At 35.6% G+C, this 14,192-nt stretch carries 16 protein-coding genes; 6 read left to right on the top strand and 10 right to left on the bottom strand.

The features are described from left to right. Positions 1 to 518, top strand: a 518-nt coding sequence (locus AACZ30_RS00695) for a glycosyltransferase family 4 protein (protein WP_339646719.1), incomplete at its 5' end; no start/stop codon positions are given. Positions 519 to 572: 54 nt separating this feature from the next. Here AACZ30_RS00695 and AACZ30_RS00700 read toward each other — a convergent pair. After that, on the bottom strand, positions 573 to 1,910 hold the full coding sequence (locus tag AACZ30_RS00700; protein WP_339646722.1) for an aspartate kinase: 1,338 nt from the start codon (positions 1,908 to 1,910) through the stop codon (positions 573 to 575). 167 nt (positions 1,911 to 2,077) lie between these two features. Between AACZ30_RS00700 and AACZ30_RS00705 the strand changes: the two genes are divergently transcribed. Then, positions 2,078 to 2,722: a hypothetical protein gene (locus AACZ30_RS00705; protein WP_079734003.1), complete on the top strand. Its 645-nt coding sequence runs from the start codon at positions 2,078 to 2,080 to the stop codon at positions 2,720 to 2,722. A 118-nt stretch (positions 2,723 to 2,840) separates the two neighbouring features. Here the strand turns inward: AACZ30_RS00705 and AACZ30_RS00710 are convergent, their stop codons facing one another. Then, a complete protein-coding gene (locus AACZ30_RS00710) occupies positions 2,841 to 2,987 on the bottom strand; it encodes a hypothetical protein (RefSeq protein WP_208225669.1) in 147 nt (48 codons plus the stop codon). A 62-nt stretch (positions 2,988 to 3,049) separates the two neighbouring features. After that, positions 3,050 to 3,925, bottom strand: coding sequence for a hypothetical protein (locus AACZ30_RS00715; protein WP_339646737.1), 876 nt, complete (start codon positions 3,923 to 3,925; stop codon positions 3,050 to 3,052). 152 nt (positions 3,926 to 4,077) lie between these two features. Between AACZ30_RS00715 and AACZ30_RS00720 the strand changes: the two genes are divergently transcribed. Then, positions 4,078 to 4,209: a hypothetical protein gene (locus AACZ30_RS00720; RefSeq protein WP_257787182.1), complete on the top strand. Its 132-nt coding sequence runs from the start codon at positions 4,078 to 4,080 to the stop codon at positions 4,207 to 4,209. Here the strand turns inward: AACZ30_RS00720 and AACZ30_RS00725 are convergent, their stop codons facing one another. The 3 genes from AACZ30_RS00725 to AACZ30_RS00735 are packed head-to-tail and all read right to left on the bottom strand — an operon-like array spanning position 4,210 to position 7,227. Continuing rightward, complete coding sequence (locus tag AACZ30_RS00725) at positions 4,210 to 5,280, bottom strand: transporter substrate-binding domain-containing protein (RefSeq protein WP_339646742.1); 1,071 nt, start codon at positions 5,278 to 5,280, stop codon at positions 4,210 to 4,212. It abuts the gene before it with no gap. Positions 5,281 to 5,286: 6 nt separating this feature from the next. Beyond that, entirely contained in the window at positions 5,287 to 5,736 is a 450-nt protein-coding gene (locus tag AACZ30_RS00730; RefSeq protein WP_339646744.1) for a hypothetical protein, read from the bottom strand. Between the two features lie 24 nt (positions 5,737 to 5,760). Next, complete coding sequence (locus AACZ30_RS00735; RefSeq protein WP_339646747.1) at positions 5,761 to 7,227, bottom strand: Gfo/Idh/MocA family oxidoreductase; 1,467 nt, start codon at positions 7,225 to 7,227, stop codon at positions 5,761 to 5,763. A 284-nt stretch (positions 7,228 to 7,511) separates the two neighbouring features. Between AACZ30_RS00735 and AACZ30_RS00740 the strand changes: the two genes are divergently transcribed. Beyond that, positions 7,512 to 7,943: a peptidylprolyl isomerase gene (locus tag AACZ30_RS00740; RefSeq protein WP_037314024.1), complete on the top strand. Its 432-nt coding sequence runs from the start codon at positions 7,512 to 7,514 to the stop codon at positions 7,941 to 7,943. A 151-nt stretch (positions 7,944 to 8,094) separates the two neighbouring features. Continuing rightward, complete coding sequence (locus tag AACZ30_RS00745) at positions 8,095 to 8,508, top strand: OsmC family protein (protein ID WP_339646755.1); 414 nt, start codon at positions 8,095 to 8,097, stop codon at positions 8,506 to 8,508. Between the two features lie 157 nt (positions 8,509 to 8,665). Here AACZ30_RS00745 and AACZ30_RS00750 read toward each other — a convergent pair whose 3' ends face one another. From AACZ30_RS00750 to AACZ30_RS00760, 3 genes are read right to left on the bottom strand one after another with little or no spacing between them, the layout of a single operon-like run. Then, complete coding sequence (locus AACZ30_RS00750; RefSeq protein ID WP_339646758.1) at positions 8,666 to 9,346, bottom strand: N-formylglutamate amidohydrolase; 681 nt, start codon at positions 9,344 to 9,346, stop codon at positions 8,666 to 8,668. After that, positions 9,343 to 10,563 (bottom strand): glutamate-cysteine ligase family protein, encoded by a 1,221-nt coding sequence (locus AACZ30_RS00755; protein WP_339646760.1) that lies wholly within the window; start codon positions 10,561 to 10,563, stop codon positions 9,343 to 9,345. Before AACZ30_RS00755 ends, AACZ30_RS00750 begins: the two co-directional genes overlap by 4 nt. A gap of 2 nt (positions 10,564 to 10,565) precedes the next feature. Next, entirely contained in the window at positions 10,566 to 12,017 is a 1,452-nt protein-coding gene (locus AACZ30_RS00760; protein ID WP_339646762.1) for a RimK family protein, read from the bottom strand. 139 nt (positions 12,018 to 12,156) lie between these two features. Between AACZ30_RS00760 and AACZ30_RS00765 the strand changes: the two genes are divergently transcribed. Continuing rightward, positions 12,157 to 13,446 carry a dipeptidase gene (locus AACZ30_RS00765; protein ID WP_339646764.1) on the top strand — a complete coding sequence of 430 codons (1,290 nt, stop codon included), beginning with the start codon at positions 12,157 to 12,159 and terminating at the stop codon, positions 13,444 to 13,446. 80 nt (positions 13,447 to 13,526) lie between these two features. Here the strand turns inward: AACZ30_RS00765 and AACZ30_RS00770 are convergent, their stop codons facing one another. Continuing rightward, the gene (locus AACZ30_RS00770) at positions 13,527 to 14,075 is read right to left on the bottom strand and encodes a type 1 glutamine amidotransferase domain-containing protein (RefSeq protein WP_075326977.1); all 549 of its coding nucleotides are present in this window, start codon (positions 14,073 to 14,075) and stop codon (positions 13,527 to 13,529) included. Positions 14,076 to 14,192: the final 117 nt, after the last annotated feature.

The raw sequence follows: 14,192 nt of genomic DNA on the forward strand, positions 1-14,192 counted from the left end.
CCCAAAAGGTATGGAATCTGCACAACGAAAAAGAAGGTTTTCTTGTAAAGGGCCGGGCTGAAAATGCAGCAGAGGTAATGCAAAATGCTAAAGTTTGCCTGGCGCCAATTCAGTTTGGAGCAGGATTAAAAGGAAAATTAATTCAGGCAATGCAATGTGGAACGCCATCTGTAACAACTTCCATGGGTGCCGAGGGAATTGCGGGAGAACTCAACTGGAATGGTTTTATAGCCAACGATCCTAAAGTGTTTGCAGAAAAATCTGTGCAATTATATTCCGAAGAAAATGTATGGCAAGACTCGGTAGAAAATGGTTTTAGAATAATTAATTCCAGGTTTAATAAAGACGCTTTTCAGCATAAATTCTTAGAAAGAATCACTGATTTATTTCAGAATATAGATTTCTGCAGGCAAAAGAATTTTGTAGGCAAAATGCTGCAGCATCATCAGCATAGAAGTACGTATTTTATGGCTAAATTTATTGAAGAAAAAGAGAAAAATAAAAAAACCGCCGGTTAGCCTACCGGCGGTTCCACTACACAAAAGGAACAGTTGCCTGTTCACAAACAGAAATCAAACAAATTGAGGTACTTCTCGTTCCTCAAACAATTTATGGTTTAAACCCTGCAGGGTTTGTATCTTGTTTTTAGTATCTACCAATAAAGAAATATTATTGTCACTGCCGCCGTAAGAAATCATTCTCACAGGAATATCGTTCAATAATTCAAACAATCGGCTGGTACTTTTATCTTCAATAAGACCCTCGCCCACAATGCAAATAATACTGTGTTCTTTTTCTACTGTTATCTCGCCGTAAGCATTTAATTCTTCCAGGATAAGGTCTAAATTCCTATCGTCGTCTATGGTTAAGGAAATTGCAATTTCTGAAGTGGTTATCATATCAATTGCAGTTTCATATTTATCAAAAACTTCAAAGATCTTTTTTAAGAAACCGTGCGCCATAAGCATTCGGTTAGACTTAATTTTAATCGCAGTGATTCCATCTTTAGCCGAAATTGCTTTAAGTCCGCGCGAATGAATTTCTGCTGAAATTTTAGTTCCGGGGAGATCGGGAGTAAACGTATTTTTTAGAAATAATGGAATCTGTCTTTTTATAACCGGAGAGATCGTTTGCGGGTGCAAAATTTTTGCGCCAAAATAAGCGAGCTCGGCAGCTTCCTCAAAACTCAATTCGGCAATTGCGTGGGTATTTTCAACATAACGAGGATCGTTATTATGAAACCCATCAATATCGGTCCAAATTTGAACTTCTTCGGCCTGGACTGCTGCAGCAAGTATTGTTGCGCTGTAATCGCTTCCGCCTCGTTTTAAGGTGCTAATATTATTTTGCGCATCAATTCTTACAAAACCCTGGGTGATATAAATATCTGAGGGTTCCAGGTTTTCTATATTCTGCTGAAATAATTTTCCAACTAAATCTGTATCAGGATTTTCCAAATTTGAAACCTGCATAAAATCTTTGGCATCAAGAAAGTTATTCTGAATTCCTGAATTTGTAAGAAACGTAGAAAAAATATAGGTAAGCATAGTCTCACCGGTAGTCACAACTTCAGCATAAATCTCTTCAGAATATTTATTACGGCTAATTTCCTGTAAACCTTCAAGCACATTGTTCACAAAAGCTTTGGCATAAGAATTCAACCCAGGTTTGTCTATAAGTGTATCTATAGTAGTTTCGTGCTTTTGTTTCAATTCAGCAATAATAGAATGAATAGCTGAATGATCTTCAAGCTTAATATTTTCGGTAATTTCTACCAGTTTATTAGTCACCCCGGCCATTGCCGAAAGTACAAGTACTTTCTTTCCTTCTCGTGAAGCTAATATATTCTTGACATTTCTAATGCTTTCTACAGATCCTACAGAAGTACCACCAAACTTTAATACTTTCATTGCTAAATATTTGCTCACTTAGTGAGAGTTTTAATTTTAAATATTCTTTTTGTTATTCCGGTTTTACTAACTGAAATAATTTGATGCATAATTAGAATTAAAGCTTTCTGCAACAAAAAATATCTATCAATTTATATACATTTGCACAAAATGTACAATATTTAACAATGAAGACGATTACTACCTGTGTTCACGATATAATTAGACACCAACCCTTTTTGGATGATGCAATTGCCCGGGATATAGTAAATTTTAGCGGACTCGCGGAAGACATCCAGCCCCAGGTAGAAAAAGAAATGCGCAAACCGGTAAAACAGGGTTCAATTATAATGGCGTTAAGGCGCTATGCTCCCCGCCGAACCAAAATTAATATGCAGCATTTGCGTGAGCTTGGAGATATTGTGGTGCGATCGGGAATTACCGAATATACTTTTTTAAACTCCAATACCATAATTGCCAATAAAGCAAGATTGCTGGATGCGGTTAAAGATCAAACCGGGGTTTATCTTAATTATTCCAGTAATTATCAAGAAAGTAATATTTTGGTTTCTTCCAGCTTAACAAACCTTGTTGAAGATTGCTTTAGAAATGAAAGAAGGGTTTCTATAAAAGAGGAACTTTCTTCTATAACCATAGCACTGCCGAAAAACAGCTCGCAGTTTGTCGGATTATATTTCTACCTTTTTAAACTGCTGGCATACGAAGGAATTCCAATTTTTGAAATGATCTCTACTTCAAATTATTTTGCGCTTTTTTTAGAAAAGGAATATGTAAACCAGGCGTTTTTATTAATTAATGAGATTAAGAAGTAAATAGACGCTCCCCTCCTTTAAAAGGAGTGGAATGAATTCAGCTTTGCTGAAGAAAGGGGTGGTTTACCCCGTTCAAATTTATAGGTAAAAATTTATCTCAGAATTCAGAATTTATCTATTACCAAAATTCAAAGTAAAAACCGGAGATTACTACCGCCACTATAAGAATAAGTAAAATGGTAATAATAAAACCAATACCGAAATTAGTTTTCTTATTGTCTTTTAAAATGTAATCTTTTTCTTCGTCGTCTTTTTTTAATTCCATTTGGTTAGTTTTTTTTCAAAATTAATATTTCCAGAATTTAAGAATGATAAGGTATTCTTAAATTATTGCAACTGGTACCACCAAACGGAATTCTGAAAATTCATAGGTAAAACCAACTGATTTTTTTCAGCATCAAATAAAATATCTCCCGAGCTTTTTTCTGAAGTTAATACTTCTTTAAGTTCCCCGTCCTTATTAATAAGGTGAATTGTTCCCGTAGCCCAATCTGAAATATAAAAGGCATCATCTCCAACCGGTTGAACGCCGTCTAAATTCCCAATTCCTTCTTTAGAGACTTTTTCGATCTCGCGAGTATCCATATCAATTTTTAAGAAATTACCGTCTGTATTTTCTCCCCACGCAGCAGCGTAAAGATGATCTTTATGCGCGTAAAGTCCGTTTACATATTCTAATCTTGTAGTGTTTAAATATTCAACAATTTCTCCTTTCTTATTTTCAGGAATCATCATATTTGCAGAATCGCCGGGCATTAAATAAATAGCACTTTTCCCAGAATCTGAAATAAAAATATTTCCAACCGCATCTATAGTAATATCGTTTAGAGACTTGGCATCCTCAACTTCAATTCGTCTTGTAATTTCTGATTTATCAATACTAATTTCTATAAGTTCAGTATTATTGGTAACATAAACTTTATCATCTTTTACCAATAAACCTTTAGGATCTTTCAAGCCATCTATCCATTTTAGCTCAATAATTTCTCCTTCAGCAGAAACCCTGGAAATAAATCCGTCTCCGGCTTCGTTATCGGCCATATTTGAGATATAATATTCATTTTTTGCTTCGTTAAAAACCACAGATTCGGGATGGCTAAAACCTTCTACTTTTTTTATTAAAGTGGCAGATGTACTTTGGGCATAAACGCCACTACTAATAAACACGCTTAAAAGAAGTATTTTAATAGAATTTAATTTCATAATATTTTTTGTTAGTTTTTATAAAGATACAAAATAGAAATCTTTAGAATTTTTAAGGTTTGTACTAATATGCTGCTAAATATTTCCTAATTCTAAATTTTGAAATTCGATTTCAGCTAAATTAGACCTACTTAACCTATAAATTATCAATTATGAAAAATATCATTAGAGCTATACTTGCCGGTTGGGGTGCCAAAAAACTTGGCGGCGGCTGCGGGTGTATAGGAATTATCGTGGTATTTATAATCCTTTGGATTATTCTTGGTTACCTTGGACTCGGATAGTTATTCGTAATCTGCCATAATAGTATTCCATTCCATTGTTTTCATTACTCCAATGAGAACAGGATCAATTTTATTCAATAGAGCCGAATTTTTAGGGAAACTATACCCGTAATAATCCTTTTTCAGGGTTTTGGGGAGAACTTCAATATCATTTTCTAAGCCTCTTCTTTTTAATTCGTAACGCAAAATAGGTTCATCGTAAACAAAGAGCTTTGTTTCTTTATTTTCTAAAAGTTCTATTCCTTCTTTTTCACTAATTACCTCGGTATGCTGAATATTGTAAAGATTTAGTAGTTCCTGGGCACTACTACTTTTTACACTGGTAACTTCAAATTTAGATAAATCCTGTACGCCGGTGATTTCATCGTTCATTGTTTGAACGGTAAGTGATGATGCTATTCCAGCCGTTAAACTGGAAATAATAATTATGGCCATAAACATCCAGATTAAGCCAATTATACGTCCGCCGGTAGTTCTGGGCGATTTATCACCGTAACCCACTGTTGTCATTGTAACAGCACTCCACCAGAAACCTTCCAGGATTCCACGAGAACCACCGCCAAATTCTTCGGCATTCTTTTTACGTTCAAAAATCCAAACCAAAAAGCCGAAAACGAAAATTACGGCTAACAGAATAAGTATTGCTGAAATAAAATTCCAGCTAAATAAATTGGCTAAATAACTAAAAACCTGAGATTCGCTCCTTTTGGCTATTCCAGTATGGGATATAAAATAAGGCTGGGAAAAATCCATTCGCTCCATTCTATTATCGGTCACCGTAACAGGATTAATACTGAAATCTACTTCGTTATTTTCAATAGCAATTAATAACTCGCCAAGAGAGGCATATTCTTTAAACTCATAATTAAAATCCAGCTCATCATTTACCAAATCCCAGGCATCAATGCTAAGTCCGGCGTATTCACCGTTTTCGTTCATCACAAAAGGAGGAGTTGGTGTAACCCCAATTACAAAGGTTTTGCTGAGATCAAGACTATCTGGGATTTGCTGAGCATTAAAACTGAAACTTGAAATTAATAAGCTAAATAGAAAAAAGTATTTTTTAATCATTAAGAGTTATTCTTTTATGTTTTTATTCTTTGAAATTGAATCTACCGGGACCTCGTAGTAAATCTTTAATTTTTTCCTTCCAAATTCCCTGGCTTTTTGTACATCTTTATCCATATAGATGTCAATTTTATTCTTCCAGCGATAATGCATTTTATCTTTTACCAGGTAAATACTATCAAAACCTTCAATTTTTACCGGCGTATTGTAGTCTAAGCCTTTTTTAATTAAATCTCGCGATACGGCAATGGCTCTTAACCCAGGCTTTAAAGTGTCTCCCCACGCCGTAATATTTGCACCACCGGCGCCAGTTTGCCAGCTAAGCGAATTATAGGCTGAAGCTGTAACTTCCAGGGTGTCCCAGACTGTAGATTGTTCTTCGGAATTTTTATCATTAAAATTACAAGCTATAAAGCCGAAATAAATAATTATTAAAAAAACTATTATCCCGGCTTTCATAACTTATAATTTTAAATTCTTATTCTAGCTTAACTTCCAGCCATCACGATAATCTCTACGTACAAATTGATTGGCTTCGTCAAAATTAGTAACCCTCATTTCTTCTGAATCCCAGAGCATTTTTATATCACGCCCGGGATGTTCAAAATACTTATCACCATTATCACGTGTCTTTTCATTTCTAACATCGTAACCTCTAATAGCTAAATTGGCAATTAATAAAGTTTCAGTTAGCGGTCCTGCAATTTCAAATGGAGAGCTCAGTTCCTTTTTTCCGTAGCCGGCAATTGCGCCTTCTACCCATTGTGCATAATGACCTTCTTCCCCGCCGGGAACGCGATCATATTTTTCGGCTACATTAACTTCATCGGTTTTTGAAGTTGGCAATAAACGTGGATTTCTACCATAGGTACCACACATCATTTTTCCTTTATCTCCAATAAATAATACGCCGTTTCCACCATCGCCAAAAGTTTCGTTTGGCCCAAGTTCTTCCGGTCTCTTTGGTTTAATTCCACCGTCCATCCAGTGTAAAGTAACATCTTCACTGGTTTTTTCGGTTTTTGGGAAGGTCATTACTGCGTGGCTGGAAGGTGGGCAACTTTCGGGGAAATAACCTCTTTGAAATTCATCTACATAAACGCTTCCTACACTACATTGTACATCTTTTGGATGGCCAAGGCCTAAAACACGGTAAGGCGCTTCAATTAGATGGCAACCCATATCGCCAAGTGCCCCGGTACCATAATCCCACCAGCCACGCCAGTTAAACGGAACTAATCCTTCAACATAATTTTTATACGGTGCGGTATTTAACCATAGATCCCAGTCTAAACCTTCAGGAACCGAAGTGGTTTTTCCTTTGGGCCACGGAATTCCCTGTGGCCATACAGGTCTATCTGTCCACACATAAACCGTATGTACTTTTCCTATAAGGTCGGCATCATACCATTCTCGCATTTTTCTAACTCCGTCGCCAGAAGCTCCCTGATTTCCCATTTGGGTTACCACCTCATATTTTTTAGCAGCTTCAGTTAATTGCCTGGCTTCATAAATATCATGTGTAAGTGGTTTTTGAACATACACCGGTTTACCCAATTCCATAGCTGCCATTGCCTGTACTGCGTGGCCGTGATCTGGTGTAGAAATAGAAACAGCATCTATATTTTTAGCTTCTTTCTCTAGCATTTCCCTATAATCGGTATAAAACTTAGCCTTTGGGAAACGGGCTATAGAGCGTGCCGCCCTTTTCTTATCAACATCACACAAAAAACCAATATCGGCTTTCCCAGATTGGTAAAAGCTATTAATATCACTTTCCCCTTTTCCTCCTACTCCAATTCCGGCAATTACCAGCTTATCACTTGGGGCTAAAAAACCAGGCCCTCCCATTACGTGCCGCGGAATAATACTAATTCCCGCCGTGGCTAAGGCAGTTGTTTTTAAAAAACTTCTTCTGGAATTAGATTTAGGGGTTTCATCTTTTTTCATGTGTTTCAGGATTTAAGTTAAGAGGGTTAAGCTTATTAAAATATTTCTAAATTTTGAGTTAATAAATGTATTTACTTATTCTGGGAATTCCAATTTAAATATTAAGCCCCTGTCTTTCAGAGTGTATGATTTCAAAATAAATCTCTCTGACAAATGTTAAGATTTTTAAAAGATTTCGGGATTAGAGGGGTCATAATTTGGAAGCGGATTTTATAACTGTACCTTTGCACTCTTTAACGGGCAGATTGTTAATAAAGCCCATTATAATTTCGAAAAACAACATTATGAGTCAAGTAAAAGCAAATGACACGGTAAAGGTACATTACACAGGTAAACTGGCTGACGGGCAGGTTTTTGACAGCTCGGTAGAAAGAGGTGAGCCTATAGAATTTACTATGGGACAAGGACAGCTTATCCCTGGTTTTGAAAAAGGCCTTATCGATATGAAAGTGAACGAAAAGAAAACCATAAATATTCCTAAAGAAGAAGCTTACGGAGAGCCAAGAGAAGAGCTTGTGCAAGAAGTACAAAAGAGCCAACTTCCAGAAGAAATTAAGCCTGAAGTAGGAATGGGACTTGTTTCTAAAAGCCCTGATGGCCAGGAAATGAATCTTGTGGTAAAAGATGTGAAAGAAGAAACTATAGTGGTAGATGGAAACCACCCACTAGCAGGAAAAGACCTGGTATTTGATCTTGAAGTAGTAGAGATCAAATAAGTTTTTTTAACTTATATAGAAAGCCCGAAGCCTAATGGTTTCGGGCTTTTTTATTTATTAAATTTTAAGCTTTAGGTTAAGGTTTTGATAATAATTTGAGGTTGGGTATAATGATCTTTATCTTAGGAAGAAATCAACAAAAAGTATTATTATGAAAAGAAATGGAACCGCAGTTTGGAAAGGGAATCTTAAAGAAGGTAAAGGCACAGTAAGCACCGAAAGTGGTGTTTTAAAAGAATCGCAATACTCTTTTAAAACCAGGTTTGAAGATGGAATTGGTACCAATCCAGAAGAACTTATTGGTGCGGCACATGCCGGGTGTTTTACCATGCAGCTTTCGGCTAATCTTACTGAAGAAGGTTTTGAGCCAGATAAATTAGCAACCAAATCTGAAATCACTTTTGACGATGGTGCCGTTAAAAAATCTCACTTAATTTTAAAAGCGAAAGTAAAAGGAATTGAGAAAGAGCAGTTTGAAAAAATAGCCAAAGATGCTAAAGAGAATTGCCCAATTTCTAAATTACTCAATACCGTGATCACTTTAGAATCTGAATTGATTCAATAGATTCTGAATTATTCCTAAAAGAGGGAATAAAATAATATATAGGAGGTTGGCTAAAAGTCTACTTTCGTCAAGCTGAACTTGTTTCAGCTTCTATTATGTATAGTTTTCTAACATCTTAGATCCTGAAACAAGTTCAGGATGACGAGTAAAAAAACTTTTAACAAACCTCTTTCAATGCTAAAAACACTGCATTTTTAATCCTATATTCCATTTGGTTTTTGGACCCAAATTTCTGGTTTACTTCTAACTCAATTCCCAAATAATTTTCAGGGAATTTTTTACGTAAATAAGTAGTAAATCCATCGGCTTTGCCCAAATAGGGATAATTAAACCTGATTTTCAATTCAGGATTTTGATTCTTTAAATTATGCTTTAATTTTTTACTGAATTCTTTTTCTTCACTCCTTGTGGGATCGTAAAGTAGCCCAATATCTGTATTTCTAATCTCTTCATTTAACTTTGGAGTAAACGTGTGCACCGAAAAATGTAACACCTTCTCCCCTTTTTCTATTATGCTTGAAATTTGCTTTTCTACCGAATCTCGATAGGGAAAATAGTATTGAGTTAAAATTTCATTTTTCTGCTTTCCTGATAAATTTTTAGTGAATTCAGAAAATAAATTAGAATGCCTTTTAGATCTATTTACTTCCACTAACAAACGCGCCGTTTCGTGATAAAATGAAAAATCGGCTAAGTCCTTTAGTTCATTAAACAGATCTAAGGCACCCGGATCATAGCCACGGTGTGATTCCAGAGTTTCTCTCGCATTAGTAAATAAATTGTGATATTCCTGCGGAATAGTATTAAAAGCGTGTTCGCAGGTTAAGACCAGTTTCACGGCTTAAAGAATTTATTTTCTTCAAGACAATCGGCTAACTTAAAATAGGTTTTTTGAATATTTTCATCTGAAAAATCATCACCTACTGCCTTTAAAATACGGGTAGAAAGACTTCCGTTATTCAGTAAAAACTTTATGCTTTCCTGGTGTTTTTCTGCAATATTTCTTTTCACTTTTGAAAACAGAATTCGCCAGATCTCTTTAATTTCAATGGTTTGTGAAAGTCCGAAGATCTTAAGATATTCTTTGTTACTAATTTTAGTATTTTCGGCATCCTTTATTACGGCATCAAATATTTCAAAAAGATCATTTTCGTGCCATTTTTTCTGCTTACTAATAGCAATCAAATCTTCACTAACCAGCAATTTTAAACATTCAATAATAAAAATAGCAATGGCCATATCGGCTTTTGGACATTCCTGAACGTCTATTACGCGAATTTCTATAGCATTTCTATCAAAACGAGCAATAGCTCCCCTTGAATTTAAAAAATGATGATCCAGGATATTTTCTGTACCGTGCGGTTTGATCTTTTTATTAATCGGTTCAAAAATGGTTTTGTAATAATCGTCTTTAGAAAAAACCTGTTCCGGAATTACCTTTCCCGTCATCTCCGGAATTTCCTTTTGATTGGTTTTATAAACCTGCATCCTGGCATCTTTAAAACCGGTATCTTTTCCTTCAAAAATAGGAGAACTGGCACTTAAAGCCGGGATTATAGGTAAAAGTAAACGCACTGCAGCGTGCAGTTTTTCAAATTCAGCATCATCAAAAAACGGAAGGTTTATATGCATACTTTGCACATTGCTCCAGCCGTGGCCGCTGCAATCAAAAATTCTGTTATAAAGTGCGTATATTTTACTGGAACTGTGTTTCCATAATTCGGTTTCAGTAACGGGATTCATTAAAGGATGTGCTGCCGATGGTAAAAGCCTTGTATTCTTCTCCTTTAGCAAAAGATTTACTTCTTTAATATTTTCAGCAAAAAGAAGATCTAGATTTTCTATATCTCCGGTTGGACCATTGGTTTTTAATTCTACAACGTGAGCCACTAATTCGTTGCTCCATTCAATTTCTCCATTTTCAATATCTGAGGTGATTTCCCCGTTTTTACTAATAAAAAGCTGGTCTACAATTGGATTCACCTTAAAACTGGACGTATCTACAAGCATATATTCCAGTTCAATTCCAAAAACTTCAAAAAGATGATATTTCATAATTACTTCTTTTCTAATCTTTCTTTTAATGCCGAAATGATCTCGATATAAACCTGTTCCCCATAGTACCCGTCTTCTACACCAAAGTCGATATTCGGATTATCATTAATTTCAATAACAAGCGGCTTTCCTCCTACTTCTTTGATATCTATGCCGTAAAGTCCTTTTCCCATTAATTTAGCCGATTTTAATGCGGCTTCTAATATTTTCTTCGGAACCTTTTCTATAGGTAAGCAATCTGCATTTCCGTCCTGGTCGTCTTTTTCTTTTGCGTCCCAGTTGTAGATTTGCCAATGGCCTTTTGCCATATAATATCTACAGGCATAAAAAGGTTTGTTATCCAGAATTCCTATTCGCCAATCGTATTCTGAAGGTGAAAATTCCTGTGCAATCACTAATTCCGATTTTTTAAGCATCATAGTAACCAGTTCCTGATATTCTGCCGGGGTTGTTGCTTTTTTAACTCCGAAAGAAAAAGTAGAATCGGGAGATTTTAGAACCACAGGCAATCCGGTAATTTCAAGAACTTTATCTTTATTTTCTTTATGAATTATCACCGTTTTTGGGGTTGGAATATTGGCATTTTCCAAAGCTTCGGCCATATAAACTTTGTTACAACATTTCAAAATAGCATCTGGGTAATCTATAATTGCGATACCTTCCTGCTGGGCTTTTCTGGCAAACGCATAGGCTTCATTATTTACTTCGGTGCTTTGGCGAATAAACAAAGCATCAAAAGCAGATAAACGCGAAAGATCCTTAGGAGCAATTATTTCTACATAGAAATCCATTTTTTCAGCAATTTCCACGAATTTCTTTAATGCTTTGGCATTACTGGGCGGGGCGGGATCGTCTGGTTGTACCAAAATTGCCAAATCATATTCCGTAGTATTTGCACGAGGAGTGTCGTAACGTTTTTTAGCAAAATATTGCGCCGCAAAATCGTACATACTTTCTAAGTGATCCTCAGGTATTTCGGCTTCAGAAATAGCTTTAATACTTTTTATATTCCATTTTGTGGTATAATTGAATTTTACCCGTAAAAACGGAATTTGAAAGTGCCGGTGAAACATCGCACTCAACTCTTTATATTTTTGTGCTACGTTTTGCCCAAAATATATACTAAGGGTAAATTCTTGTGATTTTATACTTTTTAAGCTGGTTTGCATTAAATCGTCAAACTCTTCTGAAACTATTTTTACCAGTTTCGGCTCTCGTAAATCAACGATATTTTTTACCGTAGGAATTGCCAAATGCCCGCGAGCTTCGGCTAAAAGTGAAACATAATAACCTTTTGACTGATAAGAATAATCTTTGCAGAGGTTGAAAATCCTTGCATTTTTTAGCTTAGCAAACTCCGGATTGGTTAGATAAGATTGCGCTGAAATTATCTCAACATTATCCAGTTTTAACTTCCACTTTTCAGGGTGGTTTACAATTATATATTTATTCATTTAGAAATTGAAAATTCTATCAAATGTAGGAGAAAATTAAATACGTTTTGAATGAATTTTATCAAAATAAGTCATTCAATTTATTTCTTTAATTTTTATTAGTAATTTCAGGGCTTCAATAAAATGAAAACCAATATATATGAAATTAAATCTTCTTAGTCTTGCGCTAATTTTCACGGGAAATCTGGTAGTGGCCCAACAAAATAGCGATGATGCTTTACTGGAAAAAGCTAAAGAAATTCACGAAAAGGTAATCACCATAGATACCCACGCCGATATTAACATCAATAATTTCACTGAGGAAAGAAATTATACTATGGATCTTGAAAACCAGGTTACCCTTCCAAAAATGGAAGCCGGCGGACTCGATGTGGCCTGGTTTATTGTTTATACCGGCCAGGATGAGCTTGATGGTGAAGGTTTTAAAAATGCGTATGAAAATGCCATGAGCAAATTTGATGCTATTCATAAACTCGTTAAAGATTTCGCTCCAAATCAAATAGGTTTGGCCACCAACTCAGAAGAAGTGCGAAAATTAACTTCTGAAGGAAAAAAAGTAGCGATGATTGGTGTAGAAAATGGATATCCTATAGGAAAAGATATTGAAAACGTTGAGAAGTTCTACGATCTTGGTGCCAGGTATATGTCTCTTTCTCACCAGGGACATAGCCAGTTAAGTGATTCTAATACAGGTGAGGAAAACGATGAATGGTTGCACAACGGTCTTAGTAATTTAGGGAAAGAAGTGATCGCAGAAATGAATCGACTGGGAATGATGATAGATGTTTCGCATCCTTCGAAAGAAGCTATAAAACAAATGTTTGAGCTTTCTAAAGCACCGCTTATCGCTTCCCACTCCTCTGCTCGCCAACTTTGCAACCATAGTCGAAATTTAGATGATGAACTTCTAATGTTATTTAAAGAATACGGCGGGGTTGTTCAAATCGTTGCTTTTAGCGCATATGTAAATACCGAAAAAACCCAGGCATTTAATGAAGCAAGCGATAAAGTTTATGAGAAAAAAGCTGAAGAAATGAGTTTTGAAGTTTTGCCACGCGATTCTGTAAGAGCGTTAAGCAATGAAGACAGAAATGCTTACTACGCCGATTTTCAAAAAGTACGAGCTGCAGCAGCTCCTGAAGTTGAACTATTAAAACAAAAAATTGAACCTGTAGGAGTTTCAGATTTTGTAGACCATATAGATTATATGGTAGATCTAATAGGGATTGAGCACGTAGGAATTAGCTCAGATTTTGATGGTGGCGGCGGCATTGACGGCTGGCAGGATGCTTCAGAAACATTAAATATTACCAAAGAATTGGTAAAACGCGGTTATACCGAAGCAGAAATCGCAAAGCTTTGGGGAGAAAATTTACTAAGAGTGATGGATGAGGTTGATGCCGTAGCTGCAGAACTTAAAAAAGCATAAATCCTGAAATACTAACATAAAAAAAGCCTGTAAGAAATATTCCTTACAGGCTTTTTAATTCTAAACTCTTAAATTTAGAATTATGCGTGTTGTAAATCGTGTTTACCTTCTTTAATCTCTTCAATCATTTTAGCGTTAAACGCCGGTAGATCGTCAGGATTTCTTGAAGTTACAAAAGCTTCATCTACCACTACTTCTTTATCTACCCAAAGTGCTCCTGCATTTTCCAGGTCTTTTTTAATAGAGTTAAAAGAAGTCATTGTTCGGCCTTCTACAACTTCTGCATTAATTAAAGTCCAGGCTGCGTGGCAAATTGCGCCTACAGGCTTACTTTGTTTAAAAAAGTCACGCACAAAAACTAAAACTTCGTCATGTCTTCTTAATTGATCTGGGTTAATCACTCCACCGGGAAGTACTAAAGCATTATATTCTTTAGCGCTTACCTCATTTATGCTTCGATCAACATCTATCTCTCCAGACCAGTCAGTTCCTTCCCAGCCTTTAATTTTTCCTTTTTCAAGGCTTACTATATCTACTTTAAAACCTTCGTTTTCTAAAGCCTCTTTTGGTGAAAATAATTCACTCTTTTCAAATCCGTTTGTAGCTAAAATTGCTATTCTCTTTTCCATAATTTCATCTTCTTTTTTGGTTCAATCAAAGATAAAATTTGTTTAAGGGAGAGTGTGCTAAGGTCTTTATAAAAGAAAACCCGGTTAAAGTTAAACTTTATTAATTCTCTTAAAACT

It is taken from the genome of uncultured Salegentibacter sp. (genome assembly GCF_963972535.1).
Lineage (GTDB): Bacteria > Bacteroidota > Bacteroidia > Flavobacteriales > Flavobacteriaceae > Salegentibacter.

What these genes read in the sequence shown, in the direction of transcription:
- AACZ30_RS00700 (WP_339646722.1), bottom strand. Translation starts at nt 1,910, where the DNA reads ATGAAAGTATTAAAGTTTGGTGGTACTTCTGTAGGATCTGTAGAAAGC.
- AACZ30_RS00705 (WP_079734003.1), top strand. Translation starts at nt 2,078, where the DNA reads ATGAAGACGATTACTACCTGTGTTCACGATATAATTAGACACCAACCC.
- AACZ30_RS00710 (WP_208225669.1), bottom strand. Translation starts at nt 2,987, where the DNA reads ATGGAATTAAAAAAAGACGACGAAGAAAAAGATTACATTTTAAAAGAC.
- AACZ30_RS00715 (WP_339646737.1), bottom strand. Translation starts at nt 3,925, where the DNA reads ATGAAATTAAATTCTATTAAAATACTTCTTTTAAGCGTGTTTATTAGT.
- AACZ30_RS00720 (WP_257787182.1), top strand. Translation starts at nt 4,078, where the DNA reads ATGAAAAATATCATTAGAGCTATACTTGCCGGTTGGGGTGCCAAAAAA.
- AACZ30_RS00725 (WP_339646742.1), bottom strand. Translation starts at nt 5,280, where the DNA reads ATGATTAAAAAATACTTTTTTCTATTTAGCTTATTAATTTCAAGTTTC.
- AACZ30_RS00730 (WP_339646744.1), bottom strand. Translation starts at nt 5,736, where the DNA reads ATGAAAGCCGGGATAATAGTTTTTTTAATAATTATTTATTTCGGCTTT.
- AACZ30_RS00735 (WP_339646747.1), bottom strand. Translation starts at nt 7,227, where the DNA reads ATGAAAAAAGATGAAACCCCTAAATCTAATTCCAGAAGAAGTTTTTTA.
- AACZ30_RS00740 (WP_037314024.1), top strand. Translation starts at nt 7,512, where the DNA reads ATGAGTCAAGTAAAAGCAAATGACACGGTAAAGGTACATTACACAGGT.
- AACZ30_RS00745 (WP_339646755.1), top strand. Translation starts at nt 8,095, where the DNA reads ATGAAAAGAAATGGAACCGCAGTTTGGAAAGGGAATCTTAAAGAAGGT.
- AACZ30_RS00755 (WP_339646760.1), bottom strand. Translation starts at nt 10,563, where the DNA reads ATGAAATATCATCTTTTTGAAGTTTTTGGAATTGAACTGGAATATATG.
- AACZ30_RS00760 (WP_339646762.1), bottom strand. Translation starts at nt 12,017, where the DNA reads ATGAATAAATATATAATTGTAAACCACCCTGAAAAGTGGAAGTTAAAA.
- AACZ30_RS00765 (WP_339646764.1), top strand. Translation starts at nt 12,157, where the DNA reads ATGAAATTAAATCTTCTTAGTCTTGCGCTAATTTTCACGGGAAATCTG.
- AACZ30_RS00770 (WP_075326977.1), bottom strand. Translation starts at nt 14,075, where the DNA reads ATGGAAAAGAGAATAGCAATTTTAGCTACAAACGGATTTGAAAAGAGT.